General features: G+C 67.1%; 12 protein-coding genes. 8 read left to right on the top strand and 4 right to left on the bottom strand.

Features of this window, described 5'->3' with window-relative positions:
• Positions 1-10: 10 nt before the first annotated feature.
• Positions 11-583, top strand: a complete 573-nt coding sequence (locus HRL41_RS07365) for a manganese efflux pump MntP family protein (protein WP_172136207.1) — start codon at positions 11-13, stop codon at positions 581-583.
• Positions 584-746: 163 nt separating this feature from the next.
• Here HRL41_RS07365 and pheA read toward each other — a convergent pair whose 3' ends face one another.
• Complete coding sequence (gene pheA, locus HRL41_RS07360) at positions 747-1,598, bottom strand: prephenate dehydratase (RefSeq protein WP_165170924.1); 852 nt, start codon at positions 1,596-1,598, stop codon at positions 747-749.
• Between the two features lie 429 nt (positions 1,599-2,027).
• On the opposite strand from pheA, the gene HRL41_RS07355 reads away from it, so the two are divergent.
• The 5 genes from HRL41_RS07355 (at position 2,028) to HRL41_RS07335 (ending at position 6,942) form a co-directional block, all read left to right on the top strand.
• Positions 2,028-3,356: a hydrogenase small subunit gene (locus HRL41_RS07355; protein ID WP_165170925.1), complete on the top strand. Its 1,329-nt coding sequence runs from the start codon at positions 2,028-2,030 to the stop codon at positions 3,354-3,356.
• Positions 3,357-3,369: 13 nt separating this feature from the next.
• Entirely contained in the window at positions 3,370-5,082 is a 1,713-nt protein-coding gene (locus HRL41_RS07350; RefSeq protein ID WP_172136206.1) for a nickel-dependent hydrogenase large subunit, read from the top strand.
• Position 5,083: 1 nt separating this feature from the next.
• A complete protein-coding gene (locus tag HRL41_RS07345) occupies positions 5,084-5,770 on the top strand; it encodes a cytochrome b/b6 domain-containing protein (protein WP_172136205.1) in 687 nt (228 codons plus the stop codon).
• Positions 5,771-6,014: 244 nt separating this feature from the next.
• On the top strand, positions 6,015-6,440 hold the full coding sequence (locus HRL41_RS07340; RefSeq protein WP_172136204.1) for a viscotoxin-A3: 426 nt from the start codon (positions 6,015-6,017) through the stop codon (positions 6,438-6,440).
• Between the two features lie 4 nt (positions 6,441-6,444).
• Entirely contained in the window at positions 6,445-6,942 is a 498-nt protein-coding gene (locus HRL41_RS07335; RefSeq protein WP_172136203.1) for a hydrogenase maturation protease, read from the top strand.
• A 144-nt stretch (positions 6,943-7,086) separates the two neighbouring features.
• On the opposite strand, the gene nth is transcribed toward HRL41_RS07335, so the two are convergent.
• The 3 genes from nth to HRL41_RS11975 form a co-directional block, all read right to left on the bottom strand.
• Positions 7,087-7,746, bottom strand: a complete 660-nt coding sequence (gene nth / locus HRL41_RS07330) for an endonuclease III (protein WP_172136202.1) — start codon at positions 7,744-7,746, stop codon at positions 7,087-7,089.
• A gap of 352 nt (positions 7,747-8,098) precedes the next feature.
• Positions 8,099-8,623, bottom strand: a complete 525-nt coding sequence (locus HRL41_RS07325; RefSeq protein ID WP_216662578.1) for a GrpB family protein — start codon at positions 8,621-8,623, stop codon at positions 8,099-8,101.
• Between the two features lie 223 nt (positions 8,624-8,846).
• Positions 8,847-9,956: a DUF559 domain-containing protein gene (locus HRL41_RS11975; RefSeq protein ID WP_216662577.1), complete on the bottom strand. Its 1,110-nt coding sequence runs from the start codon at positions 9,954-9,956 to the stop codon at positions 8,847-8,849.
• Positions 9,957-10,677: 721 nt separating this feature from the next.
• Between HRL41_RS11975 and HRL41_RS07315 the strand changes: the two genes are divergently transcribed.
• On the top strand, positions 10,678-12,939 hold the full coding sequence (locus HRL41_RS07315) for a molybdopterin-dependent oxidoreductase (RefSeq protein ID WP_172136200.1): 2,262 nt from the start codon (positions 10,678-10,680) through the stop codon (positions 12,937-12,939).
• Positions 12,940-13,211: 272 nt separating this feature from the next.
• The coding region (gene mfd / locus HRL41_RS12125; protein WP_253904770.1) for a transcription-repair coupling factor at positions 13,212-17,063 on the top strand (3,852 nt) is incomplete at its 3' end.

Raw genomic sequence — 17,063 nt, 5'->3', positions numbered from 1 at the left:
GGGGAGAGAGATGGGCTTCGTCGAGCTTCTCATGATCGCTGTGGGGCTGTCGATGGACGCGTTCGCGGTGTCGGTCTGCAAGGGCCTGTGCATGAAGCGCGTCAACTGGAGGCACGCGTTCGTGATCGCGCTGTTCTTCGGGGGCTTCCAGGGGCTCATGCCGGTTGTCGGCTGGGCTCTGGGCACGCAGTTCGCCGCGCTCATCACGCCGGTCGACCACTGGATCGCCTTCGCCCTGCTCGCCTTCATCGGCGGCAAGATGCTGTGGGACGCGTTCCATGAGGACGACGAGGCGCAGGAGTGCCCGGCTGACCCCAAGCTCGACCTGCGCGAGCTCGTCATGCTCGCCGTCGCCACGAGCATCGATGCGCTGGCGGTGGGGATCACGTTCGCGTTTCTGGGCGTGAACATCGTCGCCGCGGCGGCGCTCATCGGCGTCACCACGTTCGCGCTGTCGTTTGCGGGCGTGGCCATCGGCAACCAGTTCGGCAGCCGCTTCGAGAAGCCCGCCACCATCGCCGGCGGCGTCGTGCTCGTCCTGATAGGAGCGAAGATCCTCCTCGAGCACCTGGGGATCATCTAGCGGCAAGCGGCAGGGCGGACGAAGGGGCGGTGCCTACCAAGCGAGTTCCGCAGCGACTGAAACAGCCCAGCGGGCTGTTTCACAAAGCGAGGACTGTCCGAGCGACTAGGCTCTGCCCCTCCGTCCGCCCGGACACCTGCCCAGCCGCCGCCGAACGCGTAACCTACTCCACCGGGTAGCTTCCGAGCACCTTCACTTCGCGCAGCTTCAGCCTCAGGCAGTTCAGGGCGGTCTGCACGGCGATGTCGTTCACGGATCCCTCGAACTCCACGAAGAACATGTAGTCGCCGAGCTGCTGCTTGGTGGGGCGCGACTGGATCATCGACAGGTTGATGTTCGCGTAGGCGAACTCCGACAGGATCATGTTGAGCGTGCCGGCCTTGTCGGCCTGGAGGAACAGCGCGAGCGTGGTCTTGTAGCGCTCGCCGGCAAGCTGCGGCGCGCTGCCGGGGCGCCCGATGAGCGCGAAGCAGGTCTGGTTGCCGAAGTGGTCCTCGATCCCCATCTTCGCCACCCGCGCGCCGTGCAGCTCGGCTGCGAGCTCGTTGGCGATGCCGGCGATGCTCACGTCGCCCGCGGCCAGGCGCGCGCTCTCGGCCGTGGAGGACACGGTGAGCGTGGAGCGGCCGGGCAGCCTCTCGTTGAGGTAGCGGCGGCACTGCGCGAGCCCCTGGGGGTGCGAGGCCACCGTGCGGATGTCCTCGAGCTTCGCGTCGGGGTGCACCACGAGGCAGTGGTGGATGTCGACCACCTTCTCGGCGAGGATGACCGCCGAGCTGCGGAACGCGAAGTTGTCGAGCGTGGCCGTGACGGACCCCTCGAGCGAGTTCTCCTTGCCCACCACGCCGAACGCCGCGCGCCCGCGGTCGACGCAGTCGAACACCTCGTCAAACGACGCGCACTCCAGCAGGTCGGGGCTTTCGAACCCCAGGCGCTCGGCAAACGAGCGGGCCGCCTCGTGCGTGTAGGTGCCGACGGGGCCGAGGAATGCGATGGTGCGGTCGATGCTGCTCATGACAGGTTGGCTTCCTTTGCGTTCGTGTATGCGTATGCGCGCCGCGCCGAAACGAGCGCGGCGCGCGATGCTTCCTTGGCGGGCCGTCGCGATGCCGTGCGCGCGACGCGCCGGGCGCGGAAGCGCCAACTGCATATGATAGCGCTCATGCGCTCACGTGGGCGCATGACTTGCGTTGATCTGCGCTCGGGCGGGCCGGAGGCGCACGCGTTTGAGCGCCGCGCATGCCGTGCACAAGCGGTGTTGCGGCGTGCGGCGTTTCCCCTCGTTTTCCTGCGGATATGTTACGCAAGGAGAGGCTCGTAACATTTTGATGCCATTGGCGGCTTCTCCGATGCTTTTTTGTGGTTTGGCGTTCACAAGACCTTCAAATATGTGGAAAATGACTCCCGCATGTAAAGGACGAGGACACCTAGAGGAGGTGTACACATGGAAAATCAGGCCACGATTTCAGAGTTCGATAGCATTCTGTCATCTCGCGGTGTCACCCGTCGTAGCTTCATGAAGCTCTGCGGTGCCGTCGCGGCCGCTGCGGGTCTCTCGCAGCTCGCCACGCCGCGCGTTGCTCAGGCGCTTGAGAAGTCTGTGATCGGCGCTACGAAGGGCGACCTGTATCCGGTCATTTGGATTGAGGGTGCATCCTGCACGGGCTGCACGGAATCCTTTGCCCAGATCGAGTCCCCTGACCCGGCGACGATCGTGCTCGACATGATCTCCCTGAACTACTCGGAGACGCTGTCGGCAGCTGCGGGCCACTCGATGGAGGAGGCCAAGGCCCAGACCATCGCAGCCGGCGACTACATTCTCGTGTACGAGGGCGGTGTGCTGGAGGGCTTCGACTACAACACGCTGCGCGTTGCGGGCGAGACCGGCAACGTGGCGCTCGAGGAGGCCGCCGAGCACGCCAACGCGGTGGTCGCCATCGGCTCCTGCGCCGTCAACGGCGGCTGGATGGCAGCCCATCCGAACCCGGCGGGCGCCCTGGGCGTCCAGCAGTACCTGCAGAAGGTCGGCATCACCACCCCGGTCATCAACATCCCGGGCTGCCCGGTCAACCCCGAGTGGCTCATGGCGGTGCTCGTTGACGTCGTGCTGCTGAAGGACCCGAGCCTCATCAAGCTCAACAGCTTCAACATGCCCGAGGGCATGTTCGGCCAGTCGCTCCATGACAACTGCGAGCGTCGCGGCCACTTCGAGAACGGCGAGTTCGTCTACGAGTTCGGCAGCGAGGAAGAGGCCAAGGGCTACTGCCTCTACCCGCTGGGCTGCCGCGGTCCCCAGACCAAGTCCAACTGCGGCGTGGTCATGTGGAACAACCGCCGCTCCTGGTGCGTGCAGGCTGGCTCTCCCTGCATCGGCTGCTGCGAGGCCAACCCGAACAACCCCGGCCAGAACTGGGTCGAGGTCAACACGCCGTTCTACAAGCGCCATCGCGACCTGCGCGTGGGCGGCCTGGTGTTCCAGCCCGGCACCGTCGCGCTCGCCGTCACCGGCCTGGTGGCTGCGGCGCTCGTGGTGCACGGCTTCGGCATGAAGAAGACCGGCCGCATGGACGGCGGCGCGGACTTCGAGACCATCCGCAAGTGGGACAAGGCGCATCCCGAGCAGTCGATCGGCACCTACGCCGACGCTGAGAAGGGCGGTCCTATCCTCGACGACGACGCGCTGTACGAGGCCAACGCCGGCCACGCGCGCCCGGTTCGCGGCAAGATCGCTGCCGACGAGTCCGCCGATTCGGCTGACGCAGAAGAAAACTAGGAGGTGAGCCTATATGACACGTTCTGTTATTGACCCGATTACCCGTATCGAGGGCCATCTGCGCGTGGAAATGGAAGTGACCAACGGCAAGGTCTCCGACGCGTGGGTGTCTGGAGGCTGCTTCCGCGGCATGGAGATGGTCGTCGAGGGCCGTACGCCCGAGGACGCCGCCCAGATCGTCCAGCGCATCTGCGGCGTTTGCCCGGTCTCTCATTCGCATGCGTCGACCATCGCGGCTGAGAAGTCCTACGGCATCACCATTTCCAACAACGCGCGCATCATCCGCAACCTCATCGAGGGCGCGCAGTTCCTGCACAGCAACATCCTGTGGTTCTACAACCTCGCTGCGCTCGACTACGTGAACCCCCTCAACGCGCTGAACGCCAACGTCGCCGACGTGTACGACCTGGCGGCCACGTACTACAACACCAACGAGGGCGAGGCCATCACCTCCACGAACACCGACTTCGTGGCGCTGAAGGAGAAGCTCACCAAGTTCGCCGCGAACGGGCAGCTGTCCATCTTCTCGGGCAACTGGTTCGACGCCGACGAGGGCACCGCCTACAAGCTCACCCCCGAGCTCGACCTGGTCTGCACCGCGCACTACCTTGAGGCGCTCAAGATGCAGGCGCGCTCCTCTGAGGTGGCTGCGCTGCTCGGCGGCAAGATGCCCCACGTCATGACCATCATCCCGGGCGGCACGGCGTTCGTGCCCACCGAGCAGAAGCTCGATGACCTCAAGGCCATGGTCGACGAGATCTACAACTGGGTCTCCACCACCATGATCCAGGACACCCTGGCGCTGGCTCCGGCCTACCAGGATGGTCTGAACTGGGGCAAGGGCTGCGGCCGCTACATCGCTTGGGGCGTCTTCGAGGGCCAGGGCTGGCCGTACGGCGACGACTACATCGAGCAGATGAAGAACCGCTACATGCCCATGGCCGTCCTCGACGAGAACCTGAAGGTCTCCGACGTCGAGGAGAGCCTCATCACCGAGTTCATGGGCCACTCGTGGTACAAGGGCTCCGACACCTTCACGTCGCCGTACTTCACCACCGAGCCGGAGTTCACCGAGTACAACGTGGAGGACCGCTACTCCTGGGTGAAGTGCCCCGCTTACGACGGCAAGCCCATGGAGGCCGGCAGCTTGGCCCGCATCCTCGCGGCTTACCAGCGCAAGGTCCCGTTCATCGTCAAGCACGTGGACGAGTTCCTGGTCAAGCTCGGCGCGGCGCTCGGCCTGCCCGGCGCGGCTCCGCTGTCCGCGGCTCAGTCCACGCTCGGCCGTACCGCCATTCGCCAGGTCGAGACGCTCTACGTCGCCACCCTCATGAAGGAGTGGGTCGTCGAGCTCATGGAGGCCGTCAAGTCGGGCGACTCCGAGTACTTCCGCAAGTCCCAGACCATCACGGGCGAGGGCACGGGCTTCTGGGAGGCCCCGCGTGGCGCGCTCTACCATTCCGAGAAGGTCAAGGACGGCAAGATCGAGGGCTACCAGATCATCATCCCGTCCACGTGGAACCTCGCTCCCATGAACGCGGACGGCGTACACGGCCCGCTGGAGCAGGCGCTCATCGGCATCCCGGTCGAGGACGTCGAGAAGCCCATCAACGCGCTGCGCACCGTGCACTCGTTCGACCCCTGCACCGCTTGCGCCGTTCACGTGACCGAGCCTGCCACGGGCAAGTCCTTCGAGACGGTTACGAGCCCTTGGGGGGTGAAGTAAGATGGCACATCTCGCACATTACCGTGAAGCCCATCCGCTGCTGTTCGTGGTGACCCACTGGATCAACCTGATCGCCATGATCGTGCTCATCGTCACCGGCTTCAGCATCCATTTCCCGTTCTGGCCCCTGTTCATGGGCGTCGCGCGCGGCATGCACGTGTTCTTCGGCTTCGTGCTGTTCCTGAACTGCATGTTCCGCGTGATCGCGGCCTTCTTCGTGAAGACCTCCCCCACGGGCGGCACCCGCAAGCAGGTCAAGGACTACAAGACCTGGCTGCCGCAGAAGGACAACCGCCATCAGGCGCTCGAGTGGGTCAAGTACTACCTGTTCCTGCGCAAGACCCATCCGCTCGGAGCGAAGCTCGGCGTGCCGCAGAAGCTCAGCTACCTGCTCATCCCGCTCCTGATCGTTCTGATGTTCTGGACGGGCCTGTGCCTGTGGGCTCCCACCATGAACCTTGGCGCCATGTGGGCGACCACCACGTTCCTGGGCGGCCTCATGAGCGTGCGCATCATCCACTACTTCCTGATGTACGTGTTCATCGTGTTCATGTTCATCCACGTGTACCTGGCCAACGTCGAGGGCTTCGCGCCCACGGCTCTCATGTTCATCCACAAGGAGCATGGCGGCCTGGTGTACGATCCCGACGCGCACAACATCGTCGGCGAGGACAACATCAAGCACTAGACGCGCATCGCGCACAGCATGTGTGGACGGAGGCGCCCCGCGACTGCGGGGCGCCTCCTTTTGTCGTTGCGTGTTGCAAGGGGCGTGGGCTGCAAGGGGCGTGTCGGGCGCTAGGAGGCGTGTCGGGCGGCGCGTTGCGCGACGGCTCCGCTTGTCGGCGGGTTGGCTCGGCGAGTCGTGTTGCGGGCGGCGCGCGTGCCTTTTACGGTAGAGTGGGGGCAAACGCAGAGCAAGGAGCATTCGCATGGCATTGACGGACGAGCAAATCAAAGAGGAGGAGAAGTTCCTCAAGGGGCTTCCGCGCTTCAACGTGGGCGCGTTCTTCCTGCCGCCCATCTGGGGGCCGGCGCATGGCATATGGGTGTCCATCCTGTTCTACCCCATCTGGCTGTTCGCCGACAACTCGTTCTACGCGGCGTACGCCAACCCCTCGGTGCTGTCGATCGCGCTCGCGCTCGTGGTGTTCATCTCGCTGGTGGCGGGCACGGTGGTGTTCGCCATCGTGGGGCAGCCCTTCGCCGCGCACCGCGCCGAGCGCCTGGGCGTGAGCCGCGAGACGTACCTGCGCCGCGAGAAGATGTGGGCGGTGGGGTGCGTGATCGCCGGCGCGGTCATGCTGGCGCTGGCGACGTACTACAACCTGGCGATTCGCCCGACGCTGGGGGCGTGATCACATGGGGGGCAAGCAGGCGGTGGTGTTCTGCGTGGGGAATCGCCTCATGCTGGACGAGGGCATAGGGCCGGCGGTCTACGACGCGGTGCTCGAGCAGTACGAGCTGCCCGATAACGTGCGGTTCTTCGACGTGGGCTGCATGTCGCTCGACATGCTGGGATACGTTGACGAGTGCGACCTCGTGCTCACGGTGGACGCCGTCGACGGCACGGGCGACGCGCCCGGCACGGTGTACCGCTTCCCGCCCGACGCCATGGCGCGCCACGCCGGCGCCATGCAGTCGCTGCACGACCTGAAGCTCGTCGACCTGTTCGACGCCGCGTCGCTTCTGGGCTACGAGGCCGAGGGCTTCTGCCTGGGGATGCAGGTGGAGAACATGAGCCCGAAGGAGTACGTGGTGGGCCTCACGCCGCGCGTGTACGAGGCGCTCTCGCTGCTGGTGGACGCGGTGGTGGCGGAGCTCGCGCGCCGCGGGTTCCCGCTCGAGCGCAAGGCGTAGCGCCTGGCGCTTGAGCGCGCAGGTGCCGGGGGCGTGGGGCGTCCGGCGTTGCAGGCGCCTCGGGAGGCAGAGCACGGCGCCAACATGCGGGCGTCTCGGGGACACTCGGGGCTGCTTGGGGCTGCTTGGCGCGTTGCGGGCGGTCTATGCCTTGCCGCGGCTCGGGCACAGCTCACCGACGATGCAGTCGGCGCAGCGGGGGTTGCGCGCGCGGCAGAACTCGCGCCCGAAATGCACCCACTGGTGGTTGATGTAGAGCCAGTCGGACTGGGGGTAGATCTTGAGCAGCTTGGCCTCGGTCTTCGCCGGGGTGTCGTCGTTGCGCGTGACGAACCCGAGGCGGTGCGCGATGCGGAACACGTGCGTGTCCACCGCGATGCCCTGCGGGTTCCTGAACGCCTCGCACATGACCACGTTGGCGGTCTTGCGGCCGACGCCGGGCAGCTTCTGCAGCGCGTCGACGTCGTTGGGCACCTCGCCGCCGAACTCGGCGAGCAGCGTCTGCGCGAGCGCCACGAGGTTCTTCGCCTTCGAGCGGAAGAACCCGAGCGAGTGGATGATCTCCTCGACGTCGGCGACGCGGGCGGCCGCCATGGCCGCAGGCGTGGGGTAGCGCTCGAACAGCGCGGGCGTCACCTTGTTCACGGCCGCGTCGGTGCATTGCGCCGAGAGCACCACGGCCACGGTGAGCTGGAACGGCGTGAGGTAGTCGAGCGAACAGGCCCCTTCGCCGTAGTAGTCGAACATGACGCGCTCGATGCTGGCGGCGCGCTCGCGCTTGGCGGTCATGGTCTCACGTGGCATGGGATCTCCTTCGGTTGCGGCGGTGCTTGGGATGTGCGGCGCGCTCGTGCTGCGTCGTGCTTGCGGCGCGGTGTCGACGCGGCTCTGGCGCGGCGCCGATGCGGCGACGCGGTGCTGATGCTGCGACGCGCGTCTCGTCGGTGCTTTTACGCATTCTACGCCAAGAACGTGCGAGAAACGCGCGATCTGATACCGTGCGAGCGTGCAGATCAGCTCAAATGTAAGCCCAGACTAACGCTGATCAGGGGTTTTCTGCATGGCGAGCGCGTTTGAGCCGAGCGTTTTTTCTCGCGACGGTATCAGATCGCGCGTTTCTCGCGCCTTGCGAACTTGTTTCGCACAATGGCGCCCTCTAACGACTGCTGCAGGCGGCGCGCTCCTCCTTCGCCTTGCGCGTGTGCGCGGTGACGAACGCGGTCTTGGCCTCGGTGTACCCGTCGCGGTCGAACTCGTAGCGCTTCCAGAGGTCGAGCTTCAGCTGCTCGTAGGCGCGTGCGACGTCAGGATGCGCTCTCAGGTAGTCCCTGAAGCAGATCTCGTCGTCATCTCTCCAGGCTCTCAGGTGGAGGTGAAAGACGCGTTTGGCGAAGCCGTGCGGTGTGTACCCTCGGTTGAGCGATATGCGCTGCGTGCCCTCTGCCATGACGAGGTAGCCTGCTGCGACGAGCGCTTTCTTGATGCGGGGGAATTCAGCGAGGTCAGCCTCCAGGAGCATGTCGATGATAGGCTTTGCCCAGATGCCCTCGACTGCCGTGCTGCCGATGTGGCTGATCCGCACGGCGACGCCGTGCGGCATGCAGCTTAGCACACGCTCCTTCTCCTGGTGGAACCATGTGGTCCAGCAGGGCTGGTAGGGTGCAAGCTCGATGGGGAACATACGCCAGAGCTCCTCAAGGGACATCTGCTTCAAGTCGACCAGGTTAGCGGATTCACCTCGGCTGGCGGAGCCGGCGCAGTTGATGGGGCCGGTCTGCGCGACTTGGCTGGCGGAGCCGGTGCGTTCGGTCTGTCCAACCCGAATGGCCTGGCTTGCCCGCTCAATCCGCTCAACCCGTTCAACCCGCTCTGCCTGTTCAGCTTGTTCAGTCTGCTCTGCTCGGTCATCCTGATTGGGACGTTGCTTTGGCGTGTGGTGCATCCCGGGCCTTTCGTCCTTGTCCGATGACGCGTCCATATGCGGTTTCCTCCCATGTTGCGACATACCGTCTGCTTCCCTCGTAGGGAATACCTAGTCGGCGTCTGAGCTCAGCTTTCCTCAACGTATAGTCGTTGATGCTGGTCCGGTTGCCTTTTCCGAGTTTCAGGCGCAATGACCGAGCGATGACGTCAGTGGCGGTGAAGCTGTCAAGCTCGTCATTGGTGATGCCAACGACGCGCCATCCCATGGCGGCAAGAGCGTTGGCTCTCCTTGAGTCGCTGATGCGGCGGTCCTCGCCTTCGTGATGCTCCCTGCTTTGATATTCTACATCGATCTTCTCGGCTGGCCAGCAGAGGTCGCATCGAAAGCTGTTGCGGCTGGCGATGGCGTGCGCTTTCCTGGTCGCTTGGACGGTGTGGTTCATCTTGAAGCCGGAGAGCCCATAGCCCCCGCATCGTGAGGGTAGGGCCAGCAGGATTGCCAGCTTGCTCTCCCTTGGTGAGGCCGAGTTGTCGACGACGTATCGAAGCGCCCTCAGTGCTTTCCTCGCGCCGGGAAGCGCTGAGTTCGCTCGCGCGTAGGAGACGAGGCGGCTTGCTTTCGTGAGGGGATTGAGCTGGTAGGAGCAGGCTCCGTCAACCCGGTTGCGCCAGTAAGTTCCGCAGAGCTCGTATCCGAGCTCGATGAGCTGCTCGAAGGGCAGGACGGTGCCCATTTGGACGAATGCGAGCTCGGGCGCAGCGACGAGGCAGCGGTTGCCAAATACGCAGAAGGACCCGCCTGCGAGCTTCTGGACGCATTGGTGAGGCCGATAGTCCTCCGAGGGCTTAAAACGCCGTTCGCCTCCGACGATGACGTGCAGGGGCTTTGTCAGGGCCGTGTGTGGGTAGGCAAGCGACAGCTCGTCGCGTAGCGCGTCAAGCTCTTTTCGGGTTGGTGGGAAGGAAGGCACGCGACGAACCCTCGACGCCTTCTCGAGCGATCGCATGCCGTCGGCTCTGAGGATCTGAAGTGCGGTGTCGAACCCTATGCAGATAGTGGGCTCGTGCACATTGGAGGTTTGTGTGGGCATGGGGCCTCCTCGTCGCCCTTATGAGGAGGATCTTGCAAGCTGAAAGCGCAATGTGGGCGTTTTCATTGACTGGGCGGCTGCGGCGCGAGGCCGCACTTGCACTGGCTCCTTGATCTACATGATTGTAGTATGGCGGAGCGCAAAATGCACGATAGTGTTTTGCAACGTGCGAGAAACGCGCGATCTGATACCGTGCAAGCGTGCAAATCAGCTCAAATGTAAGCCCAGCCTAACGCCGATCAGGGGTTTTCTGCATGGCGAGCGCGTTTGAGCCGAACGTTTTTTCTCGCGACGGTATCAGATCGCGTGTTTCTCGCGCCTTGTGAACTTGTTTCGCACAATGGCGCTCTCTGGCGACTGCCGCGTGCGGCGCTCCTCTTTCGCCGTGCGCGTGTGCGCGGTGACGAACGCGGTCTTGGCCTCGGCATACCCGTCGCGGTCGAACTCGTAGCGCTTCCAGGGATCGAGTTTCAGCCGCGTTGAAGGTCGTTGCGGCGGGCAATGGGGCGCGTGCGAAGTTGGCGGTTGTGCTTGCGACGCGGAGAAGGGGGATGTTGGGAGCGCCAGGCAGACAGGTGGGGAGACATCGTCTGGGGTGCGGACTTGAAGCATGGTAGAATCAAGGCATCTGCTTGCTTTCGATTTTCATGCGGCGCCAAGCTTCGGATGCGGCTTTTCCGCAGCTCCGGGAGCTGCTTGCCGCATAGCGGACGGGGGCGTCATGAGGGAGAAGCTCTGCACGTGCGTGTTCTGCGACGGGGGATGCGCGCTGCGCGTCGCCGACGAAGACGGCCAGCTGCGCGCGAGGCCGGCTGACCCCGGTTTCCCCGCCCTGTGCTCGAAAGCCCACCTGATCGACGAGTATCGCCTGCATCCCGACCGCATCACGCATCCGCTGCGCCGCGTGGGGGAGCGGGGGAGCGGGCGGTGGGAGCGCGTCTCATGGGAGGTTGCCCTCGACGAGATAGCCGTCAAGCTGCGGCAGGTGATCGACACGTGGGGCCCCGAGGCCCTCGCGGTGTCGGAGATGCCGCTCAACCACGGCTTCGGCGGCATCACGCGACGCCTCATGAACGGGCTCGGCTCGCCGAACTACATCACGGCGCTGCAGCTGTGCATGGGCAACACCGCGCAGGTGCACCGTGCGGTGTACGGCGGCTTCACGCTGGCGAACTGGGACGTTGCCGATTGCGTGGTATACTTCGGGCAGGACCGATCGCCGGAGAAGTGGCCGGCTGAGCACCTGCGCCTGCGCGCGGCGCTGGGCCGTGGGGCGAAGCTCGTGGTGGTCGACCCCCGCGAGACCGACACGGCGCGTCTGGCCGATTTTCACCTGCGCATCCGCTACGGAACCGATGCGGCGCTCGTGTTGGCGTGGATCCACGTGATCATAGCCGAGGGCCTCTTCGACGAACGCTTCGTCGAAGAGCAATGCGAGGGGTTTGCCGTGCTCGCCGACCGCGTGCGGCCCTGGACGCCCGAGCGCGCAGCCGACGTCTGCGGGGTTGACGCCGCCCTCATCCGCGAAACGGCGCGCGTCTACGCGAGCGCCCGCGCGGCCGTCATTCCGTGGGGTGCCACGGCTGACATGCAGGTGAACTCCACCGCGCTCATCCAGGCTCAATGCATCCTGCGTGCGATCTGCGGCTTCGTCGGCGTAAGCGAGACGCTGCCAGCTCTTGCGCACGGCGGCGTGACGAACTCGGAGCTCGCGGCCTTCGAGCTGATCTCGCCTGGGCAGCGCGCTAAGCAGCTGGGCGCGGACGCCCATCCGCTGCTCACGTTCGCGGCGAGCGCGCGTTACGCGGGCGTGCGCGAGAGGCTGGGCGTGCCCTACGAGCCGGACCTCATGGCCATGTCGTGCGCGGCCGACGCGGCGAGCGTGTTTCGCGCCATGTGCACGGGCGACCCCTACCCGGTGCGCGCGTTCATCTCCGCGGCGAACAACACGGTGATGAGCTACGCGAACCAGCAGGGCATCGTCGAGGCGCTGCTCGCACAGGAGCTCGTGGTGGTGTTCGAGCATTGGATGACGCCGACCGCGCAGCTGGCCGACTACGTGCTGCCTGGCGATATGTGGGCCGAGCGCGACGTGCTGGGGAAGCCGTTCGACGTGGCGCCGGTGCTCACGGCGTCAAGCGCCCTGCGCGTGCCGGCAGGCGAGTGCCGAAGCTGGTACTTCGTGGTGAGCGAGCTGGCGCGCCGGCTGGGCGCAGGCGCGCTGTTCCCGTGGAGGGACGAGCGGGAGCTCTACGACTGGCGGCTCGCGCCGCTCGGCCTCACGTTCGCCGAGCTCGAGGAGCGCGGCAGCTGCCCGAACGGCACGCTGCCCGCGCGCGGGGGCTTCGCCACGCCGACGGGCAAGGTGGAGCTTGCCAGCTCGGTGCTGCGCGACCTGGGGTTCGACCCCTTGCCAAACTACGCGGAGCCGCGCGACTTAGGCGCCGAGGCGGCCGAAGCCGCTGCGCCTGCAAGCGAGTCGGCGGCTGCGGCTGGAGATAGGGCCGCAGATGACGCATTTGCAGACGAAGCTGCGGCCGCTGCGCCCGAGGTTGGCCAGCGCGCGGGGCGGCTGTATCCCTACGTCATCTTCGCGGGCTTGCGCGAGGCGGCGAACTACAACACGAACCTGCGCCAGATGCCGAGCCTGCGCGCGCGGGAACCTGAGCCCTGCGCGCTCGTCAACCCCGCCGACGTGGCGCGCGAGGGCCTCGCGGCGGGCGCGTGGTGCGCGGTGGAGACGGCGCACGGGCGCGTGGAGCTCATGGTGCGTCCCGACGAGGCGCAGCCTGCGGGCACGTTGCGCGTCCCTCACGGCTGGTGGAAGCCCGAGCGCGCGCCGGGGCTGGCGGGCGGGCTCTCGGCGGCGAACCTGCATGGCGACGGCCTGCTCTTCCCCGATGACGCGTGGAACGTCGACGCCGCCCAGGGCCTGCCCAACCTGCGCGGCGGCATCCGCGCGCGCATCCTGCCGCTTGGCTGACGCCAGGATGCGGGATGTCGGCGTGCTGTGCTGGCTCGGCTGAAGTTGGGATGCGGCACGTCGGCGTGCCGTGGCTGGGTCAAGCATGCGGCATGTTGGCGTGCCGTGGCTGAGTCAAGCATGCGGGACGCCGACATGTCGCGGCTCAGTCGATGCTGCGCGGCGCGCCATGCTGGCTCGGCCGCCTGTTTGTAGTACAATGGCAAAACCCTGCTGCCGCGCCCTGACGCGGCTTTTCGTGCTGCCCGAATGCGTGTGGAAGGATGCCGCCGATGCTCATAGACTCCCTGACGTTTGCGCTTGAGAAGGCGGGCTGCCTCGACGCGTTCTGGGGCAAGCTCGACGCAGGCGAGGACTCGACCCTCGGCGTGGCGTCGTCGGCGCGGCCGTTTCTGGTGGCGGCGCGCTTCGCCCATGAGCCGCAGCCGACGCTCGTGGTGGTGGCCGGCGAGGAGGCGTCGATTGCGTTCGCGCGCAACGTGGCGTCCTACCTGGGGGAGGAGCGCGTGCTGCGCTTCCCCGAGCGCACGGACTACCCCTTCGCGCCGAAGCCCGCCAACGCGCGCGTGGTGGCGCAGCGCATGGCGGCGGCGCACGCCCTGCGCACTCGGCGCGCCTGCGTGGTGGTGGCGAGCGCGCGCTCCCTCGTGCGCTGCCTGGCGCCGGCTGACGCGGGCGTGGAGATGCCGGTGGCGCTGCAGGCGGGGTGCGAGCTTGAGGACATGGGCGCGCCCGGCCTGTCCGAGCTCGGCGACCTGACGCGCGCGCTCGAGGCGCGCGGCTACGCGAACACCGGCGAGCTCGACGGCCCGGGCACCTTCTGCGTGCGCGGTGGCACCGTCGACGTGTTCCCCGGCAACCTTGTGTACCCGGTGCGCCTCGACTTCTTCGGTGACGAGCTCGACGAGATCCGCCGCATCGTGCCCTCGACGGGGCAGACCGTCGGCATGCTCGACGCGGTTGAGATCTACCCGGTGCGCGAGTTCGCCTGCACCCCTGAGGCGCTCGCCCGCGCCCGCCGCAGCCTGCGGAAGGTGGCGCCCACGAACCCGGTTCTGCGCGACGTGCTCGAGAAGCTCGACGGCGGCCTGCGCTTCGACGGCGCCGACGTGCTCATGCCCTACCTCTACCAGAGCGCGGCCACGCTCGGCGACTTCGCGGGCCCCGGCGTGCTCACCACGCTCATCGAGCCGCGCTCGCTCTTCGATGACGCGCAGCACCTCTACGATGACCTCGCCGCGCGGGCGAAGGGGACGAGCATCGCGCTTGCGGGGCTGTTCGCCGAGCCGGCGCGCGTGAGTTTCGGCACCGGCACGCGCGCCACCTACGTCTCGATCATGCGCGTGGGCGGCAGCATCGACGAGGAGCTGCCGGTGAAGCGCGTGGACGTGGCGGGGAACCCCGACAAGCTCTTCGGGAAGCTGCGCAACCTCATCGACGCCGGATACACCTGCGTGTTCAGCGCTCCGGGCTATCGCGCGCGCGAGGACATGAAGCTCGCGTTCGTGGATCACGGCCTGCCGATCCAGGAGCTCCTTGAGGGGAGCCTGGAGGGGGAAGCTGTCGGCGGGGGCGGTGCCGACGGAAGCGCCAAGGGCGCCAAGGGCAGTGGGACATGCGAAGCTGCCGACGGGGGCGGTGCTCACCAAGCGAGTTCCGCACGAGCCGGAAGCGCCGGTGGCGCTTCCGTGCGAGCAGGACTGTCCGAGCGACTGAGCTCTGCCCCCGTCGGCAGCGCCCCCAACGTCTCCAGCTCGCCTGCTCCCGTCGGCAGCGCCCCAAGCGTCACGAGCTCGTCTGCCAACGCCGCGCATGCGAAGGCGGTGGCGCGCCGGCGCTTGTGGCGGGCGTGCGTGAACGTGGTCGACGCCGCCGTGCCGCTCGGCATGATCATCCCCAAGGCGAAGCTCGCCATCGTGTCGATCTCCGACACGCAGGGCACCCAGAGCGCCGCGCGCGTGCGCCGCACCGTCGACATCACCGAGGTCACGTTCCCGTACAAGCCGGGCGACTACGTGGTGCACGCGGCGCACGGCGTGGCGTTCTTCCGCGAGCTGGTGCGCCGCGAGATCGACGGCACGGCGCGCGACTACCTGCTGCTCGAGTACGCGCAGGGCGACAAGCTGTTCGTGCCGGTCGAGCAGCTCGACCGCGTGACGCGCTACGTGGGCCCCGAGGGCGCGAGCCCCCGCCTCACCCGCCTCAACACCTCCGACTGGTCGCGCGCGCTTGCGAAGGCGCGCAAGGCCACCAAGAAGCTCGCGTTCGACCTGGTGGACGTCTACGCGCGTCGCGCCGCCACGCAGGGCTTCCGCTTCGCGGTGGACACGCCCTGGCAGCGCGAGATGGAGGAGGCGTTCCCGTACCAGGAGACGCCCGACCAGCTCGCCGCCATCGCCGACGTGAAGGCCGACATGGCGAGCGCCCGCCCGATGGACCGCCTGATCTGCGGCGACGTGGGGTTCGGCAAGACCGAGGTGGCCCTGCGCGCGGCGTTCGCGGCCACGCAGAACAACAAGCAGGTCATGGTGCTGTGCCCGACCACCATCCTCGCGCAGCAGCACTTCGCGAACTTCCGCGACCGCTTCGAGCCGTTCGGCGTGAGGGTGGAGGTGCTCTCGCGCTTCCGCACGCCCGAGCAGCAGGCCGCGGCGCTCGCGGGCTTCGCCGAGGGCGAGGTGAGCGTGCTCGTGGGCACGCACCGCCTGCTCTCGCGCGACGTGAACCCCCATGACCTGGGGCTCGTGGTCATCGACGAGGAGCAGCGCTTCGGCGTGGGGCACAAGGAGCAGATGAAGAACTTGCGCGAGACCATCGACGTGCTCACGCTGTCGGCCACGCCCATCCCTCGCACCATGCAGATGTCGCTGTCGGGCGTGCGCGACATGAGCCTCATCCTCACGCCGCCTGACGAGCGGCGCCCCGTGAAGGTGCACGTGGGGGAGTGGGACCCCGACGTGGTGAGCGCGGCCATCCGCCTGGAGCTCGCGCGCGGCGGGCAGGTGTACTACGTGAGCAACCGCGTGCGCTCGATCGACGACGCGGTGGCGCGCGTGCGCGCGGCGGCGGAGGAGGCGCGCGTGGGCGTGGCGCACGGGCAGATGTCGCGCGAGGAGCTCGAGGGCGTGATGGAGGAGTTCGCGGCGGGCGAGCTCGACGTGCTCGTGGCCACCACCATCATCGAGAGCGGCATCGACAACCCGCACACCAACACGCTCATCATCGAGGACTCGCAGCGCCTCGGCCTCGCGCAGATGTACCAGCTCAAGGGGCGCGTGGGCCGCTCGTCCACGCAGGCGTACGCGTACTTCATGTTCCCCGACAACGTGCCTCTGACCGAGGAGGCGATGGCGCGCCTGACGGCCATCGACGAGCACACCGACCTCGGCAGCGGCATGCGCATCGCCATGCGCGACCTGGAGATCCGCGGCGCGGGCAGCCTGCTCGGCGCCGAGCAGCACGGCAACATGTCCGCCGTGGGCTTCGACTTGTTCGCGCAGATGCTCTCCCAGGCGGTCGCTGCCACGCGCGAGGGCGACCTGGGCGCCGCCGACGGCCTGCCGCCGGCGCTCTCCGACATCACGGTGAACGTGCCGGGCCATACCTACCTGCCCGAGGAGTACGTGCCCGACGCCGACGAGCGCGTGCTGTGGTATCGGCGCATCGCGAGCGCGGCCACCGTGGCCGACGTGGACGCGCTGCGCGCTGACCTGGAGGCCAAGCGCCCTGAGATGCCGCCCGCGGCGGTGAACCTCATGGAGCGGGCGCGCATCAAGGCGTTCGCGAACGAGCACGGCGTGAAGGTGGTGTCGGTGACGGGCGGCAGGCTGGTGGTCGAGCCTCTAGTCCCCCCGCGCTCCCGCATGAAGGAGCTGCGCCGCGCGGGCGCGCGCTACCTGGAGGACAAGCGGAAGCTCACGCTGCCCTTGCGCTACTTCAAGCTGGAGGAGACCGACAACCTGCTGGGCCCGGTGCAGCGCTTCCTGAGCGAGATGATGGGCGGGGAAGCGGCGGCGGGCGACGCGTCGGGCGCGGGCGGCAGCCAGGCCGCGGCGGCCGCGGCGGACGGTGGCCAGATGCGTCGCGCGCCTGACGCGGCAGCGCGGTCCAGCGTGCGGAAGCCT

Origin of the sequence: Adlercreutzia sp. ZJ473 (assembly GCF_013185065.1) — a bacterium.
GTDB lineage: Bacteria > Actinomycetota > Coriobacteriia > Coriobacteriales > Eggerthellaceae > CAAEEV01.
This window is presented reverse-complemented; position numbering and strand designations above follow the sequence as displayed.